Source organism: Exiguobacterium undae DSM 14481, assembly GCF_000620805.1.
GTDB lineage: Bacteria > Bacillota > Bacilli > Exiguobacteriales > Exiguobacteriaceae > Exiguobacterium_A > Exiguobacterium_A undae.
In genome coordinates this window covers 75,799-99,082 of record NZ_JHZV01000008.1, presented here as the reverse complement: position 1 = coordinate 99,082, position 23,284 = coordinate 75,799, and the positions used below count along the sequence as shown (strand labels likewise).

Genomic DNA, 23,284 nt, shown 5'->3' with positions numbered 1-23,284 from the left:
TGGGTACTGTTTCTACAGAAAAACACCAAAAAATCGCAAAAAACTACAGTTATTTTAAGGATTTACTCGATATCATTCATCAATGAGTCGAACTCTGGTCGGAACCCTGTCACAATAGGATACTCGTCATGCAGCGCTGAGACCTTCTATATGAATGGTGATCTTAATTCAGAAAGCATATCATTCCGCCATCGATTCTTTATTAGTCGTCTAACCCCCTCCCCTTATATCAGGGTGAGTATCTGTTGTACAATAAAACACATGTTCAGAGCGGATGATGTCCTTTGTATTTCGAAACCAATCAATTTACCGCAATGATATTAGAGCCATACCAGCATAAAACCTATCAGAATCAATGGATGGTTCGTTGCTTTGATTTGCGCGACATCTGCCGGCTTCGTTTTAAATGAATTTTTCGTAGTACAATTAAGAAACCGGTCCGAACGGAGTATTTCTTCAAATTTCGAAGATGGCTTCACGTCGCTATCTGATGGATGAGATTCAAGAGACTTTTCGGATAATGATTTCTTTTTGAAATTTCCGTAGTACAATACCGTATCGGACAAATCACTTCATGTTGTCTGAAATGGATTTATCATACGTTTAATGGGTGACAAGATCGGATTGGCCGTCCGTCGAGTCGCCGCCCTTCTATTTTCAATAGCGAAATGTTTTCATTAATCAATCATATCTATAATGCTAACTTTATTTTTGAGCTCACTTAAAAAGCAGTACTTTGTACTATATATTGTCTTGTAACGTTACCACGTCGTTACACGGTGCTTCGACCATCCTGATCAAATGGTTCTAGCCATCGCGTTCGATCGGTTTTATTCGAATCGAGGGCGAAAAACGCAGAAATCACGCAAAAAAGAGCAAAAATCACCGAAAAGTGACGCATAGATCGTCAAAACGTGTCGAGAGCCGTGCTAGCGGACTCTCACACGCCTTATGTGAAATGGTTTTCTTTTTTTTTATGCTTCATACTAAAAATAACAAGTTGCACGGTGCTTTCGCCATTCTCTTCGGGTATCAGTTGAGCGGGATTGCGGATCACGATTCCGGGGTAAAATAAGAACTTATGTTCTTATTTTTCGAAACCTAGAGGAGATGAAACACATGCCACGCTATGTCGACCGTGGAAACTTGGAATGGATACCGTTCCTCATGCCGGAACATAAGGCCATGCTCAAACAGTATTACCGGGAAGTACATCCAACTGGATGTCCCGAATTACGACAAGCGTTTGGACCCACAGATTGAAAATGTACTGAATGATGCAATCTTTAATGGAGGACTCCTCCGGATCGTCGTGCATCGCAACGGTATCGAATTCAAGTTCGATGCATACTTTGAGAAGCTCGACTACCAGACGGACACCATCACGCTACGCAAGAGTAACTATCAAGAAGAACTCGTAAGGTTCGATCAGAAGATCGGAGTATCTAAAGTATTCCGAGTATATGCCTGATATGCATGGTGATTGCCCCGCAATGCGCGGATTCGTCACATGCCAATACGACCTGAAACGTCCGAATCAGACACTAATTTGTCGAAAACGGGCGGAAAATGAGCAAAAACGCTTGTTTTGATTGTCGTATTCGGGGTAATATACTTATAGAAGGATACAGGTACTATCCGGACCCGCCCAGGGGCAGCATGTCTAACGCGCTGAAAAAACATACTGAGGACTATCCTGACTGGTGATTGTCCAGTCGTACCTTACGTTTAATTCTCGAGAGTGACTCTGCTGATGCGGGGTCACTCTTTTTGCGTAGAATCTAAACTAAGGGGTCATTGATCATGACTAATGATAAAAAATATTCGACGTTCAATCCTGATATTACGTTGCAAGAAATCGCGGAGATGTACCGGGACACATTCGTGGGGAAAATCTTTCAGTTCGACGTGGTAGATCAAGACACGCCGATCCGCGTCAAGTTTGACGAAAGTAATTTGAAACACTTGATCGGTTTGCATTACCTGTATCCGATGAAGGGGAAACGATTCCGTGCAGAAAAAATGTACCGTAGCATGCTTGACGGCAGTCTCACGTTAGAAATGCTGGAAAAAAAGAACCCCCAGGAATATCGTAAACGATTGATGCGGATCCAATGCTTCCAGCTCTTGCCGGAAGTACTCAAGCAATCGTATTGCGGCGTCGGGACGGCAACTGGACATCTGAAGAGTGTCAATTTCTTCTTCTTTGACGAGGCGATCGGTCGTTACCTCTACCTCGGAGTCATGCTGGAGGAAAATACTGGACTGTACTTGCCGATTACCTTCGTCGAGAACAGAAGTAAGAAGGTTCAATACACAAAAGATGGTGAATCGCTGATCAACGGACTACGGATTCTTGATCATAACGCCGTACTAGATCAGTAGAGACAACGAGGGACGTCGTCATTACATCCTTTTACTTAGCGATGAAGCGTCTTGTATACTATTAGGTACATCGTGCCTCTGTTGTAGTGAAGTGGGAACTCTCCACGTATAAAAGTTGAACGACAAATCTTACGTCTGAAAATTATACACATGTTTCTTGACAGGATGACCATCGTCACTCCATCAAACATCGGCGAATCATGTCCGAGAAAATCATAGTGCTCATCAAAGCGGTCTCACTCATCCTGATCGCGATCAGTACGACATACATTGCTTGGCACCTCGATGAGATCATCGATGTACTCAACCAAATCGCTGGAGGTAGCTAGACGATTTTCTCTATTCGGAAGAGGGAAGGCATAATTCTTTAAAGTAGGGGGATTTGAAGCTTACGACGTAAAAAACGCGTATTGTATCAGTTACTTCGACAAGCGGTACATGGCACCAATACATTTTTCGAGTCTTTCCTCTTCACTCATCGTCATCCTTGATAAATGGACGTGATCTGTCGATTAGCCACATGCTGCGTGACTCCCATACGTCGTATGAGTAACAACATGCAGATAACTGTCATCCACGGCTTTACAGCACAAAACTCCTCTTTATGAGACAAATTCGTTTTGACAGACTCTATAGGATAGTTAACGAGATTGTACTCGTATTCCATTTCTCCACCCTACCGTCATTTTCGCAATAATCAAGTTATGTCAACTGAATTTCCTATTTAAATTTACTTGTGATAATTAACTGTTATCACAAGTAGTTGTTTGTTATACTAAATATAAAGATTTTATGTAATACACTATTTAACTGTTTTAATTAGCCATAAATACATATGTATATCAGTCATAACTTTATATAATACATGATTATATAGTTAATTGATCAGTAAACTTAAAAAGAAGTCATCAAAAGAGGAAGCGTTGGGCAGATAGATGGGAGGATGGACCATGAATGAAAAAGGAATGATCGTGATCAGAGAAGAAGCAGTATTAGCATTTGCCGATAGTCGAGAGAAGTTACTGGCCGTGCTCGAGGATGATCACTTGAATATGGAGGCACTGAGCGACCTCGAAATCTTCGAACTATTTTGGGCCACAGAGTTATTTCCGATCTACAGCGCAAAAAGCCCGCATACGAAGCGGGCCTACAAACAAGATCTCGATTATATCTTACGTTTCTTTGTGACGAAGACGCAGGGCGTCAAGCAGCTGACGATCCTCAATCTACATGAGTACTTAAAGGACGTTCATGACCAATACGCGCCACGGACCGTCAAACGCCGCAATGCCATGTTGCGACGCTTCCTACGCTTCCTCCACATCAACGACTATCACACGCGTGATTTATCAATACAGGTGAAGGACCAGATGAAGCCGGAGCCGCTCCGTCGCGAGATTGACTTCGACGAGATGGAGGCAATTGCACTCGCCTTTCGACATACAGTAAAGCAAGAAAAACATCGTGAATTATTAAAAATGAGAAATGAAGTCATAGGATATCTTCTTTTAACAACAGGATTACGAGCATCTGAATTATTATCTTTAAAATTCGAAGATTTTATTAATAAAACGTATATAGAAGTTCAAGGAAAACGAAAGCAATGGCGGCGTGTTCCGCTCACAACAAAAACCTTGTCTTTAATTGATAGATTATCAGAACTATTAAGAATTGAAAATAAAACTCGAAATTATATATGTTTTAATTTACGTGATGATAGTCAACCTATTACTTATGAAAATCTTCGTTTAATTACTAAATCAGCAGTAAGCCAGTTATCTAAAGAAAAAATGCCTCCTCATTGGTTCAGACGTTCTTTTATCACTCAAATGTTATCTCACGGAATTCCGCTTTATGAAGTTATGCAAGTAGTTGGACATCAATCAATTAATACTACTAATCATTATCTTCAAGATAACAAAAATTCAATAATCTATAAACAATTTAATAATGTATTCGAATAAATAGACTGTACTTAAGTTAATCACGCTTATTAATTTTGTAAATACAAAAGTATATTATTTAAGGAGTTATTATGCCAGAATTAATTTCATTTGAAAATTTTAATACGTTTTGGGATGAAGATCCCATCGTTATAATCGATAGTTGTTCTCTTCTAGATTTGTATCGTTATGCTCCTAATGCCTCTAAACGAATATTAAATAATCTAAAAGAAATTCAAAGTTCTATTTGGATTCCATCACAAGTTATTAATGAATATTTAGAAAACAAAAGTGTAGTAATTGCAGATGCACATAAAAAATTTGAAAATGTTTCTAAAGATGTTCAAAAAATTATTAAAGATGCTGATTCCGATATCACAATGAAATTTCACAGATATGGAAAATTTAAATTTCCCAATATAAATAGATTCAGAAATGATATTAGTGAAAATATCGGCGAGTTACTAGAGAAAGTAGAAGCTTTTAAAGAAATAGTCACAAATGAGATTCAAGAAAACAAAGTAAATTTAATTGAAGATGATGTTAATTTATTTATTGAATCTTTGAATAAATTAACTCAAGTTGGAAAACCTTTATCATTTCACGACTCTTTAAAACTTTATGAAGAAGGAGCTCTAAGATATAACCATCTTATACCTCCAGGATATATGGATGCTTCTAAGGATAAAAAGGATACTACTAAGCTTAAAAAATTTGGAGACTTGATTATTTGGAAAGAAATATTGCTAATGGTATCTAAAGAAAAAAGGAAAGTAATATTTATTACAGATGACGAAAAGGAAGATTGGTGGGAAATTAAAACTAAAAATACACCTAATGGGATAAAAGAAACATTGATTGGACCAAGAAAAGAACTTCTTTCAGAGTTTAAAGATTATTACAATGAAGATTTTAGTTTCTTAATGCTAACACTTCCCGAATTTAATAAGCATATTTCAAAAGTCATTAGAGAAACAAATTACAAAGAAGCTTATTTGAATGATATTGAGTTAAATCCTTCAAAAATAGTGGAAGAACTTATTAAATCAAAAGACTGGTCATTAATTCTTAATAATTCAAATAATTTAACACATTCCCTTTTAAATGATGGTGAATTTCAAGAATTAATAAACGAGATATTAATTGATGTCGAGATATCAGATTATTTTGATCCGTCATTTGAAGATCTATATGTAGATTATGAAGATAGCTCTGAAACAAGTAAAATTTCTATTGAAGGTCGATTTAAATGTAAAATTGAAGTAAACATCGAAACAGCACTTTCCAAAGAGTATCATGAAACAAAAGAATATTTTCTATATTTATCCGGAAATATCAGCTTAGAGTTTGAATACTTCTACGATGAAGAACATGATCTTTATAAATCGTTTAATGAACAAATTAGTGTAGATAACACTGAAATTTTTAATTATGAAGATTTGTCCTTCGGAAAAGATTATTCAGAAATTGAATGTACCGTATGTAAAATAGCCTCTGGAGCACATTTTACCAATGAGGGTGAGCAAGTTTGTAGAGAATGTGTTACTCACTTTGATATATGTACAAAGTGCGGGGTTTTGTATCCCCATAATTCCTTAGGTGGTCAGTTCTGTAACAATTGCGAGGATTAATTTTTATTATTTGGACACATCTCAATCCAATTTCGATGAACTGGGCACTATATTTTGACAATTTTATAAAAATACTTTCATTTTTTAAGCTACTATGAGATGACTTCTGTATTGTGTAAGAGCACAAAAACACTTACGCGCTACTCGAGCGCTATCGGGAGAAAAGGTGATTGACTCAGTCAGGTCAATCGCCTTTTTTCTTACTATTAAGCGTTTTTTATTTTTGAAGGTTGACAATTCGCTTCAAATTGTCTGATTTGATTTAAAGTGAAGATGAATCTTTTCATGAATACCTCTCCCGTCTAAATTGAATAGGTAGAGTATATCGATATCTCTAAACACAAAAAAACCGAATGGGGTCTTTTATCAAGTGTCCACTATTCAAGGTTCAGTTCACACTTTCAACTAACTGTTTTTTTATCCATGGTATCTATTCTTTACTTTGAAGAAGAACGAACCTGTTGAAGTTCCAAAAAAAAAAGCATCCATTAGCGTTATAGTCTGCTTCTTAATCGCTATATCCAACAACTCTAAGATATCTTTCGGTACGTAATACATACGTTTTTTGATTCTTTTTGCCACTTTGGTTCTAAAATAGTAAGAAGATTTTAATTATTTTAGATTTATTAGAGTTTAACCCCATTTGTTTCAAACTGTCACAAAGATCACCAAGTTCTTTGCTTTGAAATTCAGTTAAATTTAGTAATTTAACTTCTTTCTCAACATCGCTTTTATCACTCATTTTAGTACGCCGAATGCATCTAATCAATTGCGACTTGTCTAATCCTTTATCTAGAACCTCTCGTAGTTGTTTACTTCCTTGTCATCCAAACTTTTTTTCTTAAAAAGCACAATTAACGGATTTTGACACCTAAAAATTATAGCGTTTCATACAACAACCTCTCTTACTATGTTTAATTACATCATATAAACAACAAAGAGTAATTTTCTTTACTATTAGTACTACTGATATCACTAGCATAAAAAAGAGCAAAGCTGCTCTTTATCCATATGTCTTAATCAAATAAATAATATTTGATGCTGTCATATGAAGAGCAAATTCGCAATGTCTTTTGTGCGTTTCAATTATTTCGTTTCCTTCCCCATGACCTCCATGTGCATTTCTTAATGAAGCTAATGTTTGTAAGCTATTTCGCATTCCTTCTAATGCAGTCTTATGGAATTTTTCTAAATCTCCATGTTCTAAAGTTGTATCTATTAGCAAATTTAATTGAGCATGTTCTAAAATTGTATCGATCAACAAGTTAGCGCTAGCTGCTTGTACACTTGGTGACTTCTTTTTGGGATTCCGATTAACAATTGACCAATTATTTTTATGAATAATAATTTTCATTGTACTTTCAAATGCTTTATTTGCTTGATGAATAGCGTCCTTAAATTTATTTTCTCTAAATTTTGAAAAAGCATCTAACATTTCCTTATTAGCTGTTGAATAAAGAGGATCTGATAAATATAAGAGAGCTGGACGGATTATTTCTAAATGAGTGATTTCATTTCCTTTATGAATCACGTGCCCTTTAACCAATTCATAACCTATTCCATTATGTCGAAATACTTCGTTAATTAATTCATCAATTTTTTCTGAGGACCCCTTTTTAAATCGTTCTAAAACTGAGTATGAAAGCAGATCTATCATATCTAAAATCAACAAATAATCTTTTTCGTCTGCATAAATGAGCAACTTAAAAAATTCTCCCTCATCTTTATCTCTCGAAAAAACACCATAGTCTTTTGTACTTCTCCGATTCATTTCTTGAATTGATGCTTTAGATAATAAATCAGCGAAATCTGTTACTCCTTTTCTTCGTTTAAGATTACTCATAAGTCCATAGTAAAAAGATCCTATATCATCGTGCTTACTACGAAATGTAAAAGTACGCAACATTGAACTTACTTGTTGAAAAATTTGAACACGTGTCTTCCGACTAATAACCTCATATGCTAATACATCATACTTAGTAGGAAACATTCTTTCAGAATACAATTCTCTTCCCAAGTAGCCTTCATTACTCATAGATGACCCTCTCTTTTAAATAATTCTCTTAGCGCAAGATTTACAGTAGCAGACTTTACTCCTCGTTGCTCCTTTTGCTGAAAACCATTTAAATTTTTTGCTAAGTCTTCTTCTATATAAAATCCTGTATATACCGTATTACTTCTCTTAGTATGCAAAATTTCTTTAAGAACGCTATTATTTACATTTTCACTAATGCTATTGCTAGCGTTATCAAATGGATCATTAGCAACTTCATTAAATCTCTTTAGTCTTCTTTCTTTATTACTCATTTCATAGTCTCCTTATCCAAGCTTCAATATCCAAGCTTCAATTCTTTTAATAATTCACTGTATATTTTGCCCCTTTAGAAGTAGGAGCTGCTAGCGACAAAGGTCTCTGATCAAAACCAACACTGGATGCAAACTCGATTGTTGTCGGTATAAACGTTTTAGTGATCTTTATTTTCGAGTTCATTGTGTAATCTTGTAAAAGTTCCATAATCCCTAAGTGTTCTTTGACTTACTAGTGTAGGGACGATCGCTCGCAGACGTAACTCAGGATTCATTTGACTCTAAAAATCATTCACTATCTTCAAGGGTTTCTATAATGATCGCATACCATATTTTTCAGGTTGGAATGGAATAATCATATCCTGGCACGCCACTAAAATGTTTCCTGGTATTAACCCCAAACTTGTTGGCGTATCGATCAATACATAATCGTAATCCATCTTAATTTTTTCAATTACTTCTTTAAGTAATGAAGATCGCTTTTGTGTAGGAAATTGTCTTGCATCTAACAATACATCGAACTTAAATGAGAGCATATCATCATTCGTAACTAGAAGATCGATATTCTTATCAACACTAACTAACGCCTTTTTAGGATCTGCACCTTTAATAAGTGCATCGTATAAAGAAAACTCTACATCTTCTTCTAACAGATCCGAGTTTTAGCCAAACGTTACGGCCACATCTGATTGTATTTCCATATCAACGATTAAGACTTTCTTATCAATTAATGAGAGTTGACCAGCAAGGTTTATTGTCATGGAGGTTTTTAATGTTACTTATGACTGCAATTACTTCTCCAGGCATCATTACAGCTCATACTTCCTCAGCTTTTTTTTTGCGGTACTTATAGAACGTAGGTGGTTTCAGTGGTAAGACATTACAAATATCCTTTACAGTCATTCCAGCTTCGAACATCATGTTAGCTTTATCAATGACTGATTGCTCAATCGGCTTTCTACCACCGACTCTCCCTCTACTTCTTGCTGCAGCTAATCCTGCCTTAGTTCGCTCAATTGTTAATTCTCTCTCCATTTCTGCAAGACCTGCCATAATCGTGAAATACAGCTTACCAGCTGGTGTATTGGTATCAACACCTAAAGTAAGTATTTTCAGTCCTATACCGTTCTCTTCTAACCACTCTGATAACTCGAGTAACTTTTTAGTTTGACGACCTAAACGATCTAACTTCCAAACAACCAATGTATCTCCAGGACGTAAATAATTTAAACAAGCTTCAAACTCTGGACGTTCTTTTACTGAGCTCTTCTTTTCTTCAAAAATCTTTTCACACCCGGCCGCCTTAACTGCATCAAGCTGCAACTCTAAATTTTGTTCAATAGTCGATACTCTGACATATCCAATGTTCGCCATCTAGACACCTCCTGTTTTTTTGTTTGCTCGAGCAAACAACGATCTCGTAGCGAGGTTTTTTTATATAAAACGTCAAATACAATCAATAAATAGATATTGATTAATATACGAGAAAATATAAGACTTTCCTGCTCATTATACTAAATTTATTAACGTATTGGTTTTTATATTAAACGACCGTTTAATATAAAAGTATCGAATCAAAATTTTAGAAAAATAAAGTTTATATGTAGTATAATTTAATATGAAATATCTTAAAAATATGGGAGGTAACTTAAATGCCTGGTAAAACTATGTATATTGATTGTTTAATAGATTCCAAAAATGCTGTATTGAGGGTAAACGAGGATCTTCAAGAAGTTGGTTACATGACATATTTTACTTCTAACGGAATTATTGTAGGAAAAGTAAGTGAGGTAAATAGCTTAGAAATGACGGATGATGGTAACTCAGAAGAAGAATTAGCACGTCGGTTTAAGGAAAACATTCCTGTTACAGTATTTGATGTAGCCGATGGTATGTTTAAAAATTTAGTTAAGGATTCAGAAGATAACATTGAGAAAGATAGTAAATCCATTATCTTAGAAGATGTTCAAATCCTGACTTACCCAAAGCATATTCTTAAGCTCAATTTTTTGGTATTGTTTACTGATCAGATTATAGGGATTGCTCCAGGAAGAATTGATTTAAACACCATGTAACTTTAATCGGAATGGTTAAAATGTTACTAAAACAGAAGTATCTATATGCCATATAAAAAAAGATAAGTGAACATTCTTTCGTAAGAATGTCCACTTATCTTTTTAGATGCTCTAATAAAAAATATTTAGTAGCTAGATATTGTATCTACATTCATGATTTTTTCAAAAGGGAAAGCATGTAGACTATTTTGTGAATCAATCAGCTTAATACATTGATTGGAATAATCTATTTGATTTACGTACCCTTTATATGATTTCATTTGACAAGTTACTTCATCATAAATAGTTAATTTATTCCTCTTTTCGTTTTTGATGTTTTCGAATTTGGTTTTTCCGTTGTCTCCTCGGGGCGCTAAAAGCCTCAATAAGGCTTATTTTTGCCGATTTGACACCGAATGCGGACACTCGCTGCCTACGACGTGTCAAGGGATCTCTTGAGGAAACTTTTATTCTCTGATCTTCAGAGAATGATACAAAGTTTCCGTCCCTTGATGAGGAGTCCAGGTCTAGGTGCTGGAGGATCCCGAGAGGCGAAGCCGAGGCTCGGGTCCTCCAACATCAGCCCTGGTCAGTGAAGTGTACGCTCCGTGGCAGCCGTCAAACGAAGGACAGGAACGTACAGATCCTAGCGCCTATTGGCGCTTAGGACACGTCGTTATCGGCCCAGAGTAGGATGACAGCGGTAGTTAGGGTCCTGTCAGCATATAGATGCGTTACAGGACCTTCTATGAGCCCTAAAGCTATTAATGATATTATGTAGTTATCGCAAACAAGGGGGATAATTCATTTTGGAGAGAAAGATGCAAGTTTTTATTTCATCAACATACACAGACTTAATCGAGGAACGTCAACATGCTGTACAAGCTGTTTTAGATGCTAACCATATCCCAGCTGGAATGGAACTTTTTAAAGCAGGTGATGAGGATCAGTTAACGGTTATAAAAAAATGGATTGATGATTCCGATATTTACATGCTTATTTTAGGTGGGAGATATGGATCACTTGAGCCTAAAACAAAATTAAGTTACACTCATTTAGAATTTGATTATGCGTTGAAAAGTGGCAAACCTATTTTTGCTCTTGTTTTATCAGACAACATGTTAAAACATAAAACTCTTCCTTCATCCAATATTTCTTTGAATGATAAAGACGTGTATGAGCAAAAAAATAAAAAAAAGTACATTGAGTTCAAAAGCTTAGTTGCAGGTCCTAATAGAACTGTAAAATTTCCTGATAATGTAGATCAGTTAAAAATGTACACTTTAACATCACTATACGATATGATAAGGTCCAAAAATTTAAGTGGATGGGTAAAGGCAACAGATAGTGAATTGATTGCTGAAAACACAACATTAAGAAAAAAAATTACTGAATTAACTGATGAGATAAACTCTTTAAAAACTGTAAATACCAATTCTTTTTCAAGAGTTGATGCTGGTTTAGCTCCTGCTCCAACTATAGATAATATCGGTGGTTTTACAATAAACGAAATTGTCGATGCCATGAAAAATGTACACATTGAAATGTACTCTCTTCCTTATGACATTAAAGTTAATACTGGCATCATGGATACACATGTTACTGCTCTTGAACTCTTTGTAAATCCTTTTGTGACCAAAGCATTTTCAGGCGTATTAGAACTTTCATCGTATAAAAATGACGATTTAATAGAACTAGTTGTAAGTGATGTTGTACCCTTACTACTTCGTTTTAATCTTGTACATGAATATGTATCAACTAATGGATATACACCAACAGGATATGCACTCAATCCTAATGGCCACTTCTTTTTAGGGAAATTAATTGACTAAAGTGATTACAAGTCATCAATGACTTGTAATCACTTTAGATTCTATTTGAATTTGTTTCTTAAGTTTTTCATAAAAAATAGTGTCAGAATCATTTTCTATATCAATCCCTTTTCCTAGCCACTCAAGAACACCATCATCAGAAATAAAATCTTCATTCCATGTTTCTGAATGAACAAATACAATACCCTCACTTATTTCAAGCAGTGTTGAGTTACAAACTGAAGAAAATCTTCTTCAGTTTGTAATTCAATTACTTCTTCGTTTTCCCATAAATAACTTACTTCTATCAAATCCACTTCATTTCACCCTGACATTGATTTACTAGCTATTAAGCTAGTAAATCAATGTTCCCTTTCTTCTCAATTGTCCAAATACGAATCAGCAATGCTTGTACGTTGTCAATTGATACTGATTCATATTGATGTGTCTTTACTCTTTCTAGCTCCCAGTTGAAAATTTCATCAATAACGTTCACTTTATTGTTTGGTTCAAGAATAAAATCTGTGACATGAAACAAGAAATCATTACCTAAGAAATTTACCGATATTTTTTTCTTTTTCGGTCAACATGATAACCTGTTCCACCATATTCATAGATAAGCTTTTGAGATATTTCACTTTTTAAATGTTCAAACGACCGTTTTCTATAAAAAAAACTTCGAGGACTCAATTTTTTTATAGAAACTTTGTATTTCTACTTTCGTAGATTATTTTATAAAAATTGAAATGAGGAACTGTCTATGAAAATACCATCAATCATTGCACTAATAATATCCTTATCTGCAGGAATAATCCCTGGAATCTCTTTAGTGTCTAAAACAAAATTTGAAAGTACATTTCTGACTACAGAACAAATCCTGAAGAGACATTTTTTTATAGTATTTGTCGCTGCCTTATACTTAAGCTTCTTACTATCTTTTTTCTATGTATTGGTGAGCTACTTTATTAGAGATTTAAGTTATGAATCTATCAACTGGTCAACTGTAATCATCATCGCCGTAAGCACCTTCCTACTTAGCTTCGTTTTTTCTATTTGTTATGCAAAACCAATCAGTAATTTTATTATAAAAGAAAAATCGGTATACAAAGTGCGCTTAGAAAACTTAGGCGAACTTTATATAATTAAGATGTTAGACCACGAAACATGTATCTGTTCTTACGATCCTAATGCTAATCTAAACAGTCCAGGGACTCAGATATATTTAGTGAAAGTAGACGATTTAATTAAACTACCTTTATCAAAAGAAATAATCACACTTCCGTCTCGAAGTTTTTACAAAAAGTTATTCGATTAAACATATAGGACTAAATTTCCTTTCACTAGACTTATTGTTTTTTTTAGCAATAAAATCTATCAAAAATGACTCACAGTTCAATCTTCCAGAAGATGAATCGTGAGTCATTTAATAATGTTCAAAGATATCAATTTGATAAAATCATTTTCATATCAATCATCTTCGCGTCGGTATATTCTTTATTTTGTAAAATAACTACTATGCATTCCTTAAGATACATTACAGCTAAATCAGCAGTTAGTATGGAACCTAAGCTTTCAAGTTCTATTTTACGTTTCTTTTCCCACTTAAGATCGCCGTGAACTATTAATGACCTGAATGAATATATATGCTTCATATTAATAAAAATCTCAAGCTTACTTTGATTTAATGAAGACAACTGCAACAGAAAAGCTATTCTCATAGAAAGTTTGTGTGTAATTTCTCCTTTTTCTGAATCACTCAACAAAGATTCTAGACCAATAACTGCATCTATAATGATGTCTCGTTCATCTTTCCTTAGATAACAGCTTTCTAATCTTTTACACGCTAATTGAATTTTTTTGTTTCCTTTTTCTTTTAAGCCATTATATATAGCAATTATACTTCTCAATTCTTCCATAGAAATACTAGGTATTGAAGGCCGCAGCCAATAATTTTCTTTGAATTCATGTGGAAAAGCATCTATCAAACCCCCGCTGAGATTTATGAGGTCAGCTTTATAACTATAAGTCCAATCGATTTGTTTAGTAATAACTTGAGCGTATCCTGTAGGGTGATCTATTACCATTCTTAGCGCATTAAAAAAGTCATTAATTATTTCTAGTGGATAAGAATTAGGATTTTTTAAAATTCTTGAATTTTCAAATCTACTTCCATTTGGAAGGTTGTAACCATCAATAACTAAAGCATGGGTAGCACAACTTAATAAAGGCTCATTAATATTTTTAATAAATGAATTTATTCCATTTCTCGATAATTGCATTTTTTCGTCTAATTTTTCTATAAAGAGATTCTTATTAATTTCGAAAGAGTCAAAATCAAACTTTAAAAATAAGATAGGAATATAAAAAGAGACTGAGAGATTATCTAAATAGATACTATTTTCAAAAGGCATATAAATTTCGGAAAATTTTTCTTTAGTAAGTTCAACTTCTTCTCCCCAATGATGTAAAGATCTAGATACAAGTCCTTTTATATGATTATTTATAGTGATTTCTAATAAATTTAAATCAGATTTCTCTTCGTTTGTCTCATCAGGATATCTATAAACCATTTGATATTTTTCATTTTCATATAAATAAGAGAAAACTTCTTTATAATTAATTAATTCTTCTAAGACTATAGAAGGGGTTTTTTCATTTTGGCTCTCAAAAAAATTTTCATACTCAATTGGAGAAGAACTTTCACTAAAAAAAGTCGTAGAAAAATTAGGCATACCATTAGGCCAATACGTTACTATTGGATAATTAAAATAGTACGGTGTATAGCTATAGTTCTTTAGCTTATTATTGCCAACAACTACTTTTACTTTTTCTACCCCGTCTACTACTAAAGGATATAGTAAGTCGAATAATACTTTCTTTTGTGGTTTGCTCATTTAAAACTACCTCTTATCTTTAATAAGTATTAAATTCACTTTTTCTAAATATACTAAAATAACGAAAAGATGAATATATAAACTCAGAAATAAGATTCTTAATTGAACCAAATAAAATTGATTTTTTAATGAAAATAGGACTAAATCATCCACTTCGAAAGAAGCTTTGACTCAGTCCTTTAACTTTATCTCTATTTTTTAGTTTCATTCCCTTTCTTAGATTGCTTTTTTTAATTCTTCATAAGCACTTATCAGCTTTTCAAGATCTTTTTTAATGACTGTAATAGTTACATTCCAATCTGCACTATTCTCAATATCTTCTTTCAATCTTTCAATTTCCTTCATACATGTTCACCCTTTTTTTATTACCTCTCTAAATCATAGTTATTTTTAATTATATTTATTGAAGTAACACTTTTACTATTTATCTGTGGATGATCAGATTTACTCTTAAAGTGTTTGGTTACAAGTACCTCTTCGAAGACTTTCTTTAAAGGTCTTCCAGTTCCATTTACTGATTCAATTGTTACCTCGAGTAATTTTTTAGAGTCTACCTTTTCTAGTTGGAGAGAATAACCTAGATTATCTGCTACTTTTTCAATAAATATTTTCTGTGTACGTCCGTTCCCCTCTCGGAACGGATGAATCATATTAAGTTCACCATAATAATAAGCTAACTTTTCACTTATGTTATTGACCGTAATAGACTTCGATGTGATATCTCTATTTAACTTTGTAACTAAAATACTCTAGTGAAGCTGGTACATACAGAGTATTGGCAAACATCGTTTTTCTTTTAACGATGTTAACCGTTCTTTACTCACTAGACAATCATGTATAATGCTTTTGATTTTGACCTACGCTCCTTGGCAGTTTTTACTTCGATTCCGTACAACTTAAGTCCATTGCCCTGATTAAAGCTATCAACTATTTTTGATCATTGAATACTTGTGTTTTATTAATACTAGCACTAGGGCGTTGCAAGCTATTTTTCAGATGAGAAGTATAAATTTCTAATCTATTTTTCTTTGTAAATATGTACAATAAAAATACAAGATGCATAATAATTTTTTAAGGAGCTGAATTCATGAACATCCGAAAAGTGTTCTTACTCGTCGTGCTTGCTATCGTTTATCTGTTACTCTTTACTCTCACCTTTTGGAGTCTAATTGGCTTATTCGTTTCCGCCCTTGGTCTGTATTTTTATTTCAAACCAAGACTTCGAAATCCAGTGAAGTATCCAGTCTTTGTCGTTTGGTTAGGCGTGTTTATTGCTTTTGCGACTTCTATCTATATGGTGGATGGAACAAATAAACCTCAGAAAATTGAAGCAAGAACTTCTTCAAAAGAAACCAAGATGTTGGAATCATTAAAGAAAGAGTCGAAGACGTTAGAGACGTCATTGAAAGACACACAACTTAAACTAAAAGAGCAACAACACGAAACGAAAAAATTGAAAGATGAGTTAGCACGAGAAAAAGAGTTACGTCTACAAACGGTTGAAAGTTACCAGGAAGAAGCAGACAAACGTGCTGCTTTAGAGAGTGAACTCAAAGAAGAAGAAACGAAACGAATTGCTGCGGAAGAGAAGGTCGATGAACTCGAATCGTCTTTAGCAAGTATCGAGATGATAGATGAAGATGAGAATATACCTGATGAGGGATACATAGACGAAGAAGAAACAGAAGTAGCAACTGATCTTGAATACGATCCATTTGGCGCAGATCGCGATTGTGGTGATTTTTCCAGCGCTCAAGCCGCTCAAGACTTTTATATAGCTGCCGGAGGTCCTTCATATGATCCCCATGACTTAGACCGTGATAACGATGGAAATGCTTGTGATTGGAACTGACGTCTTTGTCATATCTCTCTCAAGTGTCTTGAACTTCATACTTGCATCTTTTTTCTAATTCAACTTTATTTTATGTAAATACTTCAAAAATGATTTGATAGTAATACACGCTGAATAAAGCCCTAGATGATACCAATCATACGGTCTCAATTGAAGATGTCTGGGATCAAATCTCGACCAGTCGATCTCTATTAAGTGTTTCACCTTACTCATTCTAAAAAAGTGTGCGCCAGCGCACACTTTTTTTTCTTATAAGACCCATGGTAAATCCTGAAAGTACACGAACCAAGTTCCTCGTGACCAATCGGAGAATCATTCTACACATCTTCCATCAACCAACTCTGTCTTCAAACAATCAAATCATCTCGTTACGAGGTGTTTCTCACAGTGCATGATTTCATGTTTCACGTGAAACCTCATCTTCTATTTTGTGTTTTCCTAATTTCTACTTATCGAGCCTCAAAATCCTCTCGTCATATTTTATGGGCGTCGTGACGATGATCTCTAATCTATCTATTTCAGTCGATTCATGAAAACAAAAAATGACATGTTGATGATTGATGGCTTACTTTTTTTACGTAGATTTAAACTTCAAAAATCCCTCGTGATAAATTTATTTTTTCACATTAAATATGGTACGTGAAATAACAAAAAATATGCACCGGCGCATATTTTTTGTTATTTTCCTTTTACTTTTACGATACCCGTCCTCTTATATGTTTAGTTTCGAAATTCAAATCTGAGTTCTCTTCCAATTTACATAGTCACATCCTGGACTCGTACATTCAGGGATAATAACTTCAAAAAGAGGATAAACTTAGAAAGACTCTTGCTAAGTTTCCTTTTTAAACTAACTATAAATTCTATCCAAACGGGTGAAAGTAAATCAGTTCGATTGATTCCCTGTACCGCTTTTCGATTGTCTAGAATCCGCTTTAGTACAACACTCATCCCCATCCCTGACTCTACGCATTTAGGATAGACTCGATTGTATCGAACTCCATTATTCTAGGATCTGAATATCCCATTTCCTTTGCAACTTCAATCGTTTTGGTCCGGTACGTACACATAGTGTCACTATTATCGATGAGTGTCGGGCATCTATTTTTTCCTAACTTGATTTGACATCCAGGTGTGACCAGAGGACTACATTTTCAAAAAAAACTATATACAGATTCGAAGCGTTTTTCGTAAAACAATCGGTTGACGAATACTTCATCAATTTCACCATAGACAAGCATCTCTTGCAACCTCTGCTTGTTTTGTGTTTTCATCGACATGTAGATATCATTGTTTTATTCCATGAAGAGCGAAAAGATTTTTGGTAGCATCGCCGCCGATACGGTCTGTGTTGCATCAATGGCAAAGTCTTCTCTGCATTTCTTTTTGCTGATCGCGGATTTCGCATCGTGCATTAGCTTTAGGATGTCCTCAGCATACTCGTACAGCATAGTCCGTTACTTCCGTCAGTCTTACTCCACGATTACTAAGGATCAATAGACGAACGTCTAGCTCGTCCTCAAGAATCTTTATCCGCTGACTAACGTTCGATTAAACATAACATATCCCAACTTCTCAGCTGCTCTTGATATCGAATGTAAATCTGCTACATGCTTGAAAATCAATAAATTCTGGGTCTCCAATGTTATCCTCCTTTTTGACATCACTCGCAGTGATACCCCGGTCATTATCAAGATTTGTACTCCCGGCTCGAATAGAAAGATAACCAAATCAATCACATAAAAGAAGAAGGGAAAATTTTAGATGATTTTAAAGAATAAAGTAACCAACGTGACAGGTGCTGGGTCCGGCATCAGACGCGCGACAGCGCTCCGGTTAGCCGCTGAAGGAGCAAATGTTATCTTCAATTATAGTCAGTCTGAATAAGGGGCACTTGGGGTCATAGAAAAGATTTTTAACAATGGTTGTTTAGCATTCCCTTATCGAGCAGATATCTCAAAAGAGTGTGAGGTTCTGATATGGTCACCCTTACCCTCTTGATGTTTGGAAGGATTGTTTTTTTGGTGAACAACGCAAGCATCACGTCTCAGATTCCTATGAGTGAACTGAATGAAGTGACGGAAAAGTTATGGGATTCTCTATTTGCAGTTAACGTGAAGGGCATGTTCTATTGTGTGAAGGCGGTCTTCGCATACATGAAAAAACAATCCGCAGGTGCAATCGTCAACTACGGGAGCGTAGTGAGAGTTAGCGGTATCGGTTCTTCAATCGCTTATGCAGCCACGAAATCGGCCATCCATACGATGACACGCTCACTTGCCACCTTACTCGCACCTAAAGTTCGCGTTAACTGTATCTCCCCGTGAGCTGTCGCCAAGCGTTGGTGGGCTGGGAATGAGGAGCAGATGAATGGTTTGGCGGGTAACCTTCAATTGGAGAGAATCTCCACACCGGAGGATATATCGCGGATGTTATCCTATTTCAGTTGACACAATCGCTCATAATGGGGCAAGTCTTCGTGATTGATAACGGTTAAACGCTCTAAAGTTTAAACGATGCAAGATACATATAGACCGATGTATTTTTCAAAAAGTGTGCGCCGGCGCACACTTTTTATCAAGTCTCCTCACATTTAACAATACATGCTATGCTTATTGTATTGAATTAAGGGGGCGATGCATTATGGACTCTACCTCATCCGTCCAACATAGACAACTTGTTGTATCTCAAGCAGCGAAGACATTGCTCGAGAACGATGTTACAGAACAACTGATCTCCATCGATATCATCGACGTCGAAGCGTATGTAAATCAACTCTATGAAGAGTACTATGAGTTTCAGAACGAAGAAGATGTCTATACAAAACTTCGTTATTACTCATTTAAGAAACTGAAACGGCGCTGGGTTCGTGCAGCTGTTAAAAACTATCTTGAGAATAAAGGGCCGATGAAAGAATTACGTGGTCTTTATAAGATGTATCTTGAGTACTGGGACATTGCCGGGAAAGAAGGCTTTCAGCGAAAGTTCTCTGCTGATAGTGTTGAGAAATTAATGCAGGAACATATACAAGAGCTTGAAGAATGGGCCGAGAATAATAATTTACTCATTCATACCTATCCGCATTGGAGACAAAAAACGAAAAATCAACAAACTACGACGATGCGAACGGATATTTTAATGGTAATTGGAGAAGTTGCGAAGGAATTGCAACGAGCGCAACCAAAAGCGCATGTTGCTACTTCTACTTCAATTACTGTACCGTTTTTCGGAATCGCTGATCGTATGAAGAATATGACAGAAAAATTCAGTCAGGGTGAAAGCATGTTGAGTGATTTATCCCTCGATCTACATGACTATTCCGCTGTTGTACCTAAATACAAACAAGGTGTACCGACTAATTTATCTGTTCTTGTAAGTAACGAATTCATTGCCGAGCTCGAGGGAAATGTACCAGATCTTGACGCACGCGATTTTGAGGCACTTAATGAGATTCTGTCTTATCGAGATGTAACCTTCCAGACTAGTCGAAAAATTGTTTTTCCGATCTCGAAACTCGTCAAAAAGATTTATGGAAACGACAGTGGCAAAAGCTACACACTTACAACACAGCGTCTGGTAAAGCTCGGCTATTATCGTGTTGCAGTTAGAAGTGAAGAAGGCGATCTTTCAATCTTTGGTCTCTTCTCTTCTGTCAAAATTAGCGGAGCTTCTTCTGTTAAACGGGATACTCAAATCACTGTCACTGTTTCGGAAGAAGTCTATGATGATCTATTGAAACAACAGATCATTAGTATCTACGGGGAACAAATTGAGCGATTAAAGGGGACTTTTGCTTATCATTTATCCTTTGTTCTTCAAAAAGAACGGTTAAGTTCTTACCAACTGAATGAAGAAATGCCAGCAAAACGCCATTGGCGTCAGTTCACTCATTCTATCCGATTTAATAAAAGTCGGAAGGCGGAGAATTTGAAAGAGCTGGAACTAAACTTAGATCGCATTAAAGAACTTGATTTCATAATTCGAGACTGGCATCGATCTGGAGATTTCTACTTCTTGTACTTCCATCCGTTAGAACGCTGGGAACACCATGATCGGAGTAATGCACTTCTACTTTAAGCATGTGTTAATTGTATTTAAGAGTAAGTGTATTGAAAAACATATATACGAATAAACAAGAAAAGCGTACGAGATTTTTATCTTGAACGCTTTTCTTGTTGCTTATTTATTAATGTCGACTTAAATATGCTACAAACTTTTGTCAGGCTATTTTAAATGTACTTATTCATTCTTAAAGTAATAAGACTTCATTCCTCTGATCTTTTGACTACTTATACGATAGTAGTTGGTTGACGATCTGAAAGAGGAAATTACCTAAGTATTTTTTAGAGCTATATTGACTAGCTTCATGTAGTTGAATATCCATGCATATATACCAAATAATAATGATAAACAGAAAACAAATTGATCATTTTCAAAATAGTCGTTTTCACAATAAGAACATATGTTCTTATTGAATCAATTGTACCGTCTACGTCTTTAACATAGTGCATCTGAACATTTGTTTAACTACAAATTAAAGACTGATCAAAATGTCGAATCATGTCGTAAAGCGACCAATTTTCATTTTTAGTTGCCCCTTTCCATACTATAATCGTAATTTTATCAACACTTTAATAGCTTTTGGTCGTTTTAGACCGTACTGAAACGACATACTAATTATATTGGTCGCTAAGTTCCGTACCGAAACAACATTTTAATTGAAATGGTCGCCAAATCCCTTACTGAAACAACATTTATTAAAAAAAGTACTTTTTTAATAAAAATTTTTAAAGCTCTTTTTTTGTGTGTTGGTCGCCAGATCCCGTACTGAAACAGCACTTTTCACTATACTGGTCGTTAAATACCGTACTGAAACAACACTTTTAACCAATTGGTCGTCAAATACCGTACTGAAATGACACTTTTGCTTCATTACCTTTAAAAATTATAGAGCTAAAAAGTACTTCTACGGCGCTACTATGCGATTCTTTAGATTTTGGTCGTTTTTGACCGTACCGAAACGACATGTTTTTTGGCTCTGAAAACGGCTTCACACCAACGTTTTTAGCGTTTTGGTCGCTGCTTACCGTACCGTAGTTACATTTTGACAGTTGTTCTTTTGAACAGGATACTAGGTGTAATAGTTCAGAGTAGAGGAGGTGTAGGTATGTCATTCAACCATGAGAATCGTCACGTGTTAATTGCCAATAAAGTACTCATTGCGATGAGCGGTCTCACGCGATGGACAAAACGACAAGAAGGTTTTATGTATGAAAAGCACCATTATAATATCCCAGGGCCGTTTTTAGCTTTGAAATGGACAAAATCACGGATCCGTCATCTCATCACACTTTTGACTCACTGTGACGACAAAGGGATGCTCTCGCTAATTGAGAGCTCGCAATTAGCAGAATATGCCCATACTTCTGTTCGTTCACTCCATGATAACCTACGCCTCTTTGAAGAAGTAGGACTGCTGCGGTATTCTGTCCACTTCTCTGGGGTCATCTCGATCGAGCTGATTGACTACCTTGCAAACTATCGTGACCTCTTTGAGGAAGCTGGTACCTACCAGTCAAAAACCGGCTATACGTCTGTCTGGTGTGAAATGGTTCGTCACCTGATGGAAATCGAACACGTCAATATTTTACGTGTTGCGCTACGTGCATTGGTTCAGGTAGAACGGGATATCCATGTCCAATCTCAGAAACAAGCCACACTTACCTATGATGAAGTGAAAGGGTTCCTGCCACGCTATTGTGGCCATCGTCTTGCCGTCAAAGGCATGCTCGATCAACTTTCACGTCTCTTCCGTGTGCAGCTGGTTGAAAATACGAAGGATTTCCTCAGTGCTGTGAAAGAAAATCTCTCTTTACAGAAACGCATACATACTGTTTCTCGTCCTCTTATGTTTCACGTGAAACTTGAAGATCAAGTGAATAGCAAGCGCATCAAAGAAGCTGAACGTGCTGATACATTGATCGGATGGTTTGATCTTCGAGAGATTGCGCGTGACTTCGTTGATTTTGATGCACTTGAAGTACCTGTGTCTTCTCTCCAGTCCCTTAGCGATACCTATGGCTTCTCGGCCTGTGGTGAAGTCTTACGAACGATTCGAAACGACTTCCATCGCTATGGAGAAGGTCTTCAAGATACAGACGTGTACCGTCTTTTCTTTGAATCTCCAATTTTATATCTCAATGAACGTCTTCAGCAGCGTTCTAAAAAATCGGCCATCGCATGATGGTCTATTTGTCGTGCTCTTTTTTGAAATATCGTGTGAAAACAAGCAGTTTATCGATACAACCTACTCATTTACCGTGTGAAAAAGATAAAAATGTCTTTTTAAAGAGCTTAAAAGTTCAATCTTAAATGTGCTATACCTTTTTGGAAAAAAAACAAATTTT

17 protein-coding genes and 2 pseudogenes are annotated in these 23,284 nt (G+C 35.5%); 11 read left to right on the top strand and 8 right to left on the bottom strand.

Features of this window, described 5'->3' with window-relative positions; all coding sequences use genetic code 11:
* Positions 1–1,119 precede the first annotated feature (1,119 nt).
* The 4 genes from P397_RS17885 to P397_RS0100515 all read left to right on the top strand — a co-directional run bounded on the left by P397_RS17885 (position 1,120) and on the right by P397_RS0100515 (position 5,959).
* Entirely contained in the window at positions 1,120–1,263 is a 144-nt protein-coding gene (locus P397_RS17885; RefSeq protein WP_156508420.1) for a hypothetical protein, read from the top strand.
* A 540-nt stretch (positions 1,264–1,803) separates the two neighbouring features.
* Positions 1,804–2,385: a PBECR4 domain-containing protein gene (locus P397_RS0100530; protein WP_028105294.1), complete on the top strand. Its 582-nt coding sequence runs from the start codon at positions 1,804–1,806 to the stop codon at positions 2,383–2,385.
* A gap of 950 nt (positions 2,386–3,335) precedes the next feature.
* Positions 3,336–4,349 (top strand): tyrosine-type recombinase/integrase, encoded by a 1,014-nt coding sequence (locus tag P397_RS0100520; protein WP_028105293.1) that lies wholly within the window; start codon positions 3,336–3,338, stop codon positions 4,347–4,349.
* A gap of 71 nt (positions 4,350–4,420) precedes the next feature.
* Positions 4,421–5,959, top strand: coding sequence for a PIN domain-containing protein (locus P397_RS0100515; protein ID WP_028105292.1), 1,539 nt, complete (start codon positions 4,421–4,423; stop codon positions 5,957–5,959).
* 1,003 nt (positions 5,960–6,962) lie between these two features.
* Here P397_RS0100515 and P397_RS0100510 read toward each other — a convergent pair.
* The 4 genes from P397_RS0100510 to P397_RS0100500 all read right to left on the bottom strand — a co-directional run bounded on the left by P397_RS0100510 (position 6,963) and on the right by P397_RS0100500 (position 9,640).
* Entirely contained in the window at positions 6,963–7,994 is a 1,032-nt protein-coding gene (locus P397_RS0100510; protein ID WP_028105291.1) for a DUF7014 domain-containing protein, read from the bottom strand.
* Complete coding sequence (locus P397_RS0100505) at positions 7,991–8,266, bottom strand: hypothetical protein (RefSeq protein WP_028105290.1); 276 nt, start codon at positions 8,264–8,266, stop codon at positions 7,991–7,993. Before P397_RS0100505 ends, P397_RS0100510 begins: the two co-directional genes overlap by 4 nt.
* 311 nt (positions 8,267–8,577) lie before the next feature.
* Positions 8,578–8,919 carry a ParA family protein gene (locus tag P397_RS18160; protein ID WP_081776935.1) on the bottom strand — a complete coding sequence of 114 codons (342 nt, stop codon included), beginning with the start codon at positions 8,917–8,919 and terminating at the stop codon, positions 8,578–8,580.
* A 163-nt stretch (positions 8,920–9,082) separates the two neighbouring features.
* Complete coding sequence (locus tag P397_RS0100500; protein ID WP_028105289.1) at positions 9,083–9,640, bottom strand: recombinase family protein; 558 nt, start codon at positions 9,638–9,640, stop codon at positions 9,083–9,085.
* Positions 9,641–9,918: 278 nt separating this feature from the next.
* Here P397_RS0100500 and P397_RS0100495 point away from each other — a divergent pair, with 278 nt between their 5' ends.
* From P397_RS0100495 to P397_RS0100480, 3 genes are all read left to right on the top strand, one after another.
* Positions 9,919–10,341 carry a hypothetical protein gene (locus P397_RS0100495; protein ID WP_028105288.1) on the top strand — a complete coding sequence of 141 codons (423 nt, stop codon included), beginning with the start codon at positions 9,919–9,921 and terminating at the stop codon, positions 10,339–10,341.
* 788 nt (positions 10,342–11,129) lie between these two features.
* On the top strand, positions 11,130–12,152 hold the full coding sequence (locus P397_RS17515; RefSeq protein WP_051523845.1) for a DUF4062 domain-containing protein: 1,023 nt from the start codon (positions 11,130–11,132) through the stop codon (positions 12,150–12,152).
* Between the two features lie 739 nt (positions 12,153–12,891).
* On the top strand, positions 12,892–13,446 hold the full coding sequence (locus tag P397_RS0100480) for a hypothetical protein (protein ID WP_028105286.1): 555 nt from the start codon (positions 12,892–12,894) through the stop codon (positions 13,444–13,446).
* A 127-nt stretch (positions 13,447–13,573) separates the two neighbouring features.
* Here P397_RS0100480 and P397_RS0100475 read toward each other — a convergent pair whose 3' ends face one another.
* From P397_RS0100475 to P397_RS16975, 3 genes are all read right to left on the bottom strand, one after another.
* The gene (locus P397_RS0100475) at positions 13,574–15,025 is read right to left on the bottom strand and encodes a HEPN domain-containing protein (RefSeq protein WP_028105285.1); all 1,452 of its coding nucleotides are present in this window, start codon (positions 15,023–15,025) and stop codon (positions 13,574–13,576) included.
* 216 nt (positions 15,026–15,241) lie between these two features.
* Positions 15,242–15,370, bottom strand: a complete 129-nt coding sequence (locus P397_RS18090) for a hypothetical protein (RefSeq protein WP_268745009.1) — start codon at positions 15,368–15,370, stop codon at positions 15,242–15,244.
* Positions 15,371–15,390: 20 nt separating this feature from the next.
* On the bottom strand, positions 15,391–15,714 hold the full coding sequence (locus tag P397_RS16975; RefSeq protein WP_268745010.1) for a Fic family protein: 324 nt from the start codon (positions 15,712–15,714) through the stop codon (positions 15,391–15,393).
* A gap of 398 nt (positions 15,715–16,112) precedes the next feature.
* Between P397_RS16975 and P397_RS0100460 the strand changes: the two genes are divergently transcribed.
* On the top strand, positions 16,113–16,877 hold the full coding sequence (locus tag P397_RS0100460; protein ID WP_028105284.1) for a hypothetical protein: 765 nt from the start codon (positions 16,113–16,115) through the stop codon (positions 16,875–16,877).
* A gap of 1,431 nt (positions 16,878–18,308) precedes the next feature.
* On the opposite strand, the pseudogene P397_RS18155 reads toward P397_RS0100460, so the two are convergent.
* Positions 18,309–18,416, bottom strand: a pseudogene (locus tag P397_RS18155) (helix-turn-helix domain-containing protein); the annotation flags it as partial.
* Between the two features lie 225 nt (positions 18,417–18,641).
* Between P397_RS18155 and P397_RS16965 the strand changes: the two are divergent.
* The 3 genes and pseudogenes from P397_RS16965 to P397_RS0100435 all read left to right on the top strand — a co-directional run bounded on the left by P397_RS16965 (position 18,642) and on the right by P397_RS0100435 (position 23,121).
* A pseudogene (locus P397_RS16965) lies at positions 18,642–19,374 on the top strand (SDR family NAD(P)-dependent oxidoreductase).
* Between the two features lie 146 nt (positions 19,375–19,520).
* Complete coding sequence (locus P397_RS0100440) at positions 19,521–20,954, top strand: hypothetical protein (protein ID WP_028105283.1); 1,434 nt, start codon at positions 19,521–19,523, stop codon at positions 20,952–20,954.
* A 1,090-nt stretch (positions 20,955–22,044) separates the two neighbouring features.
* Positions 22,045–23,121, top strand: a complete 1,077-nt coding sequence (locus tag P397_RS0100435) for a hypothetical protein (RefSeq protein WP_028105282.1) — start codon at positions 22,045–22,047, stop codon at positions 23,119–23,121.
* The last annotated feature ends 163 nt before the right edge of the window (positions 23,122–23,284 follow it).

What these genes read in the sequence shown, in the direction of transcription:
- P397_RS17885 (WP_156508420.1), top strand. Translation starts at nt 1,120, where the DNA reads ATGCCACGCTATGTCGACCGTGGAAACTTGGAATGGATACCGTTCCTC.
- P397_RS0100530 (WP_028105294.1), top strand. Translation starts at nt 1,804, where the DNA reads ATGACTAATGATAAAAAATATTCGACGTTCAATCCTGATATTACGTTG.
- P397_RS0100520 (WP_028105293.1), top strand. Translation starts at nt 3,336, where the DNA reads ATGAATGAAAAAGGAATGATCGTGATCAGAGAAGAAGCAGTATTAGCA.
- P397_RS0100515 (WP_028105292.1), top strand. Translation starts at nt 4,421, where the DNA reads ATGCCAGAATTAATTTCATTTGAAAATTTTAATACGTTTTGGGATGAA.
- P397_RS0100510 (WP_028105291.1), bottom strand. Translation starts at nt 7,994, where the DNA reads ATGAGTAATGAAGGCTACTTGGGAAGAGAATTGTATTCTGAAAGAATG.
- P397_RS0100505 (WP_028105290.1), bottom strand. Translation starts at nt 8,266, where the DNA reads ATGAGTAATAAAGAAAGAAGACTAAAGAGATTTAATGAAGTTGCTAAT.
- P397_RS0100500 (WP_028105289.1), bottom strand. Translation starts at nt 9,640, where the DNA reads ATGGCGAACATTGGATATGTCAGAGTATCGACTATTGAACAAAATTTA.
- P397_RS0100495 (WP_028105288.1), top strand. Translation starts at nt 9,919, where the DNA reads ATGCCTGGTAAAACTATGTATATTGATTGTTTAATAGATTCCAAAAAT.
- P397_RS0100480 (WP_028105286.1), top strand. Translation starts at nt 12,892, where the DNA reads ATGAAAATACCATCAATCATTGCACTAATAATATCCTTATCTGCAGGA.
- P397_RS0100475 (WP_028105285.1), bottom strand. Translation starts at nt 15,025, where the DNA reads ATGAGCAAACCACAAAAGAAAGTATTATTCGACTTACTATATCCTTTA.
- P397_RS18090 (WP_268745009.1), bottom strand. Translation starts at nt 15,370, where the DNA reads ATGAAGGAAATTGAAAGATTGAAAGAAGATATTGAGAATAGTGCAGAT.
- P397_RS0100460 (WP_028105284.1), top strand. Translation starts at nt 16,113, where the DNA reads ATGAACATCCGAAAAGTGTTCTTACTCGTCGTGCTTGCTATCGTTTAT.
- P397_RS0100440 (WP_028105283.1), top strand. Translation starts at nt 19,521, where the DNA reads ATGGACTCTACCTCATCCGTCCAACATAGACAACTTGTTGTATCTCAA.
- P397_RS0100435 (WP_028105282.1), top strand. Translation starts at nt 22,045, where the DNA reads ATGTCATTCAACCATGAGAATCGTCACGTGTTAATTGCCAATAAAGTA.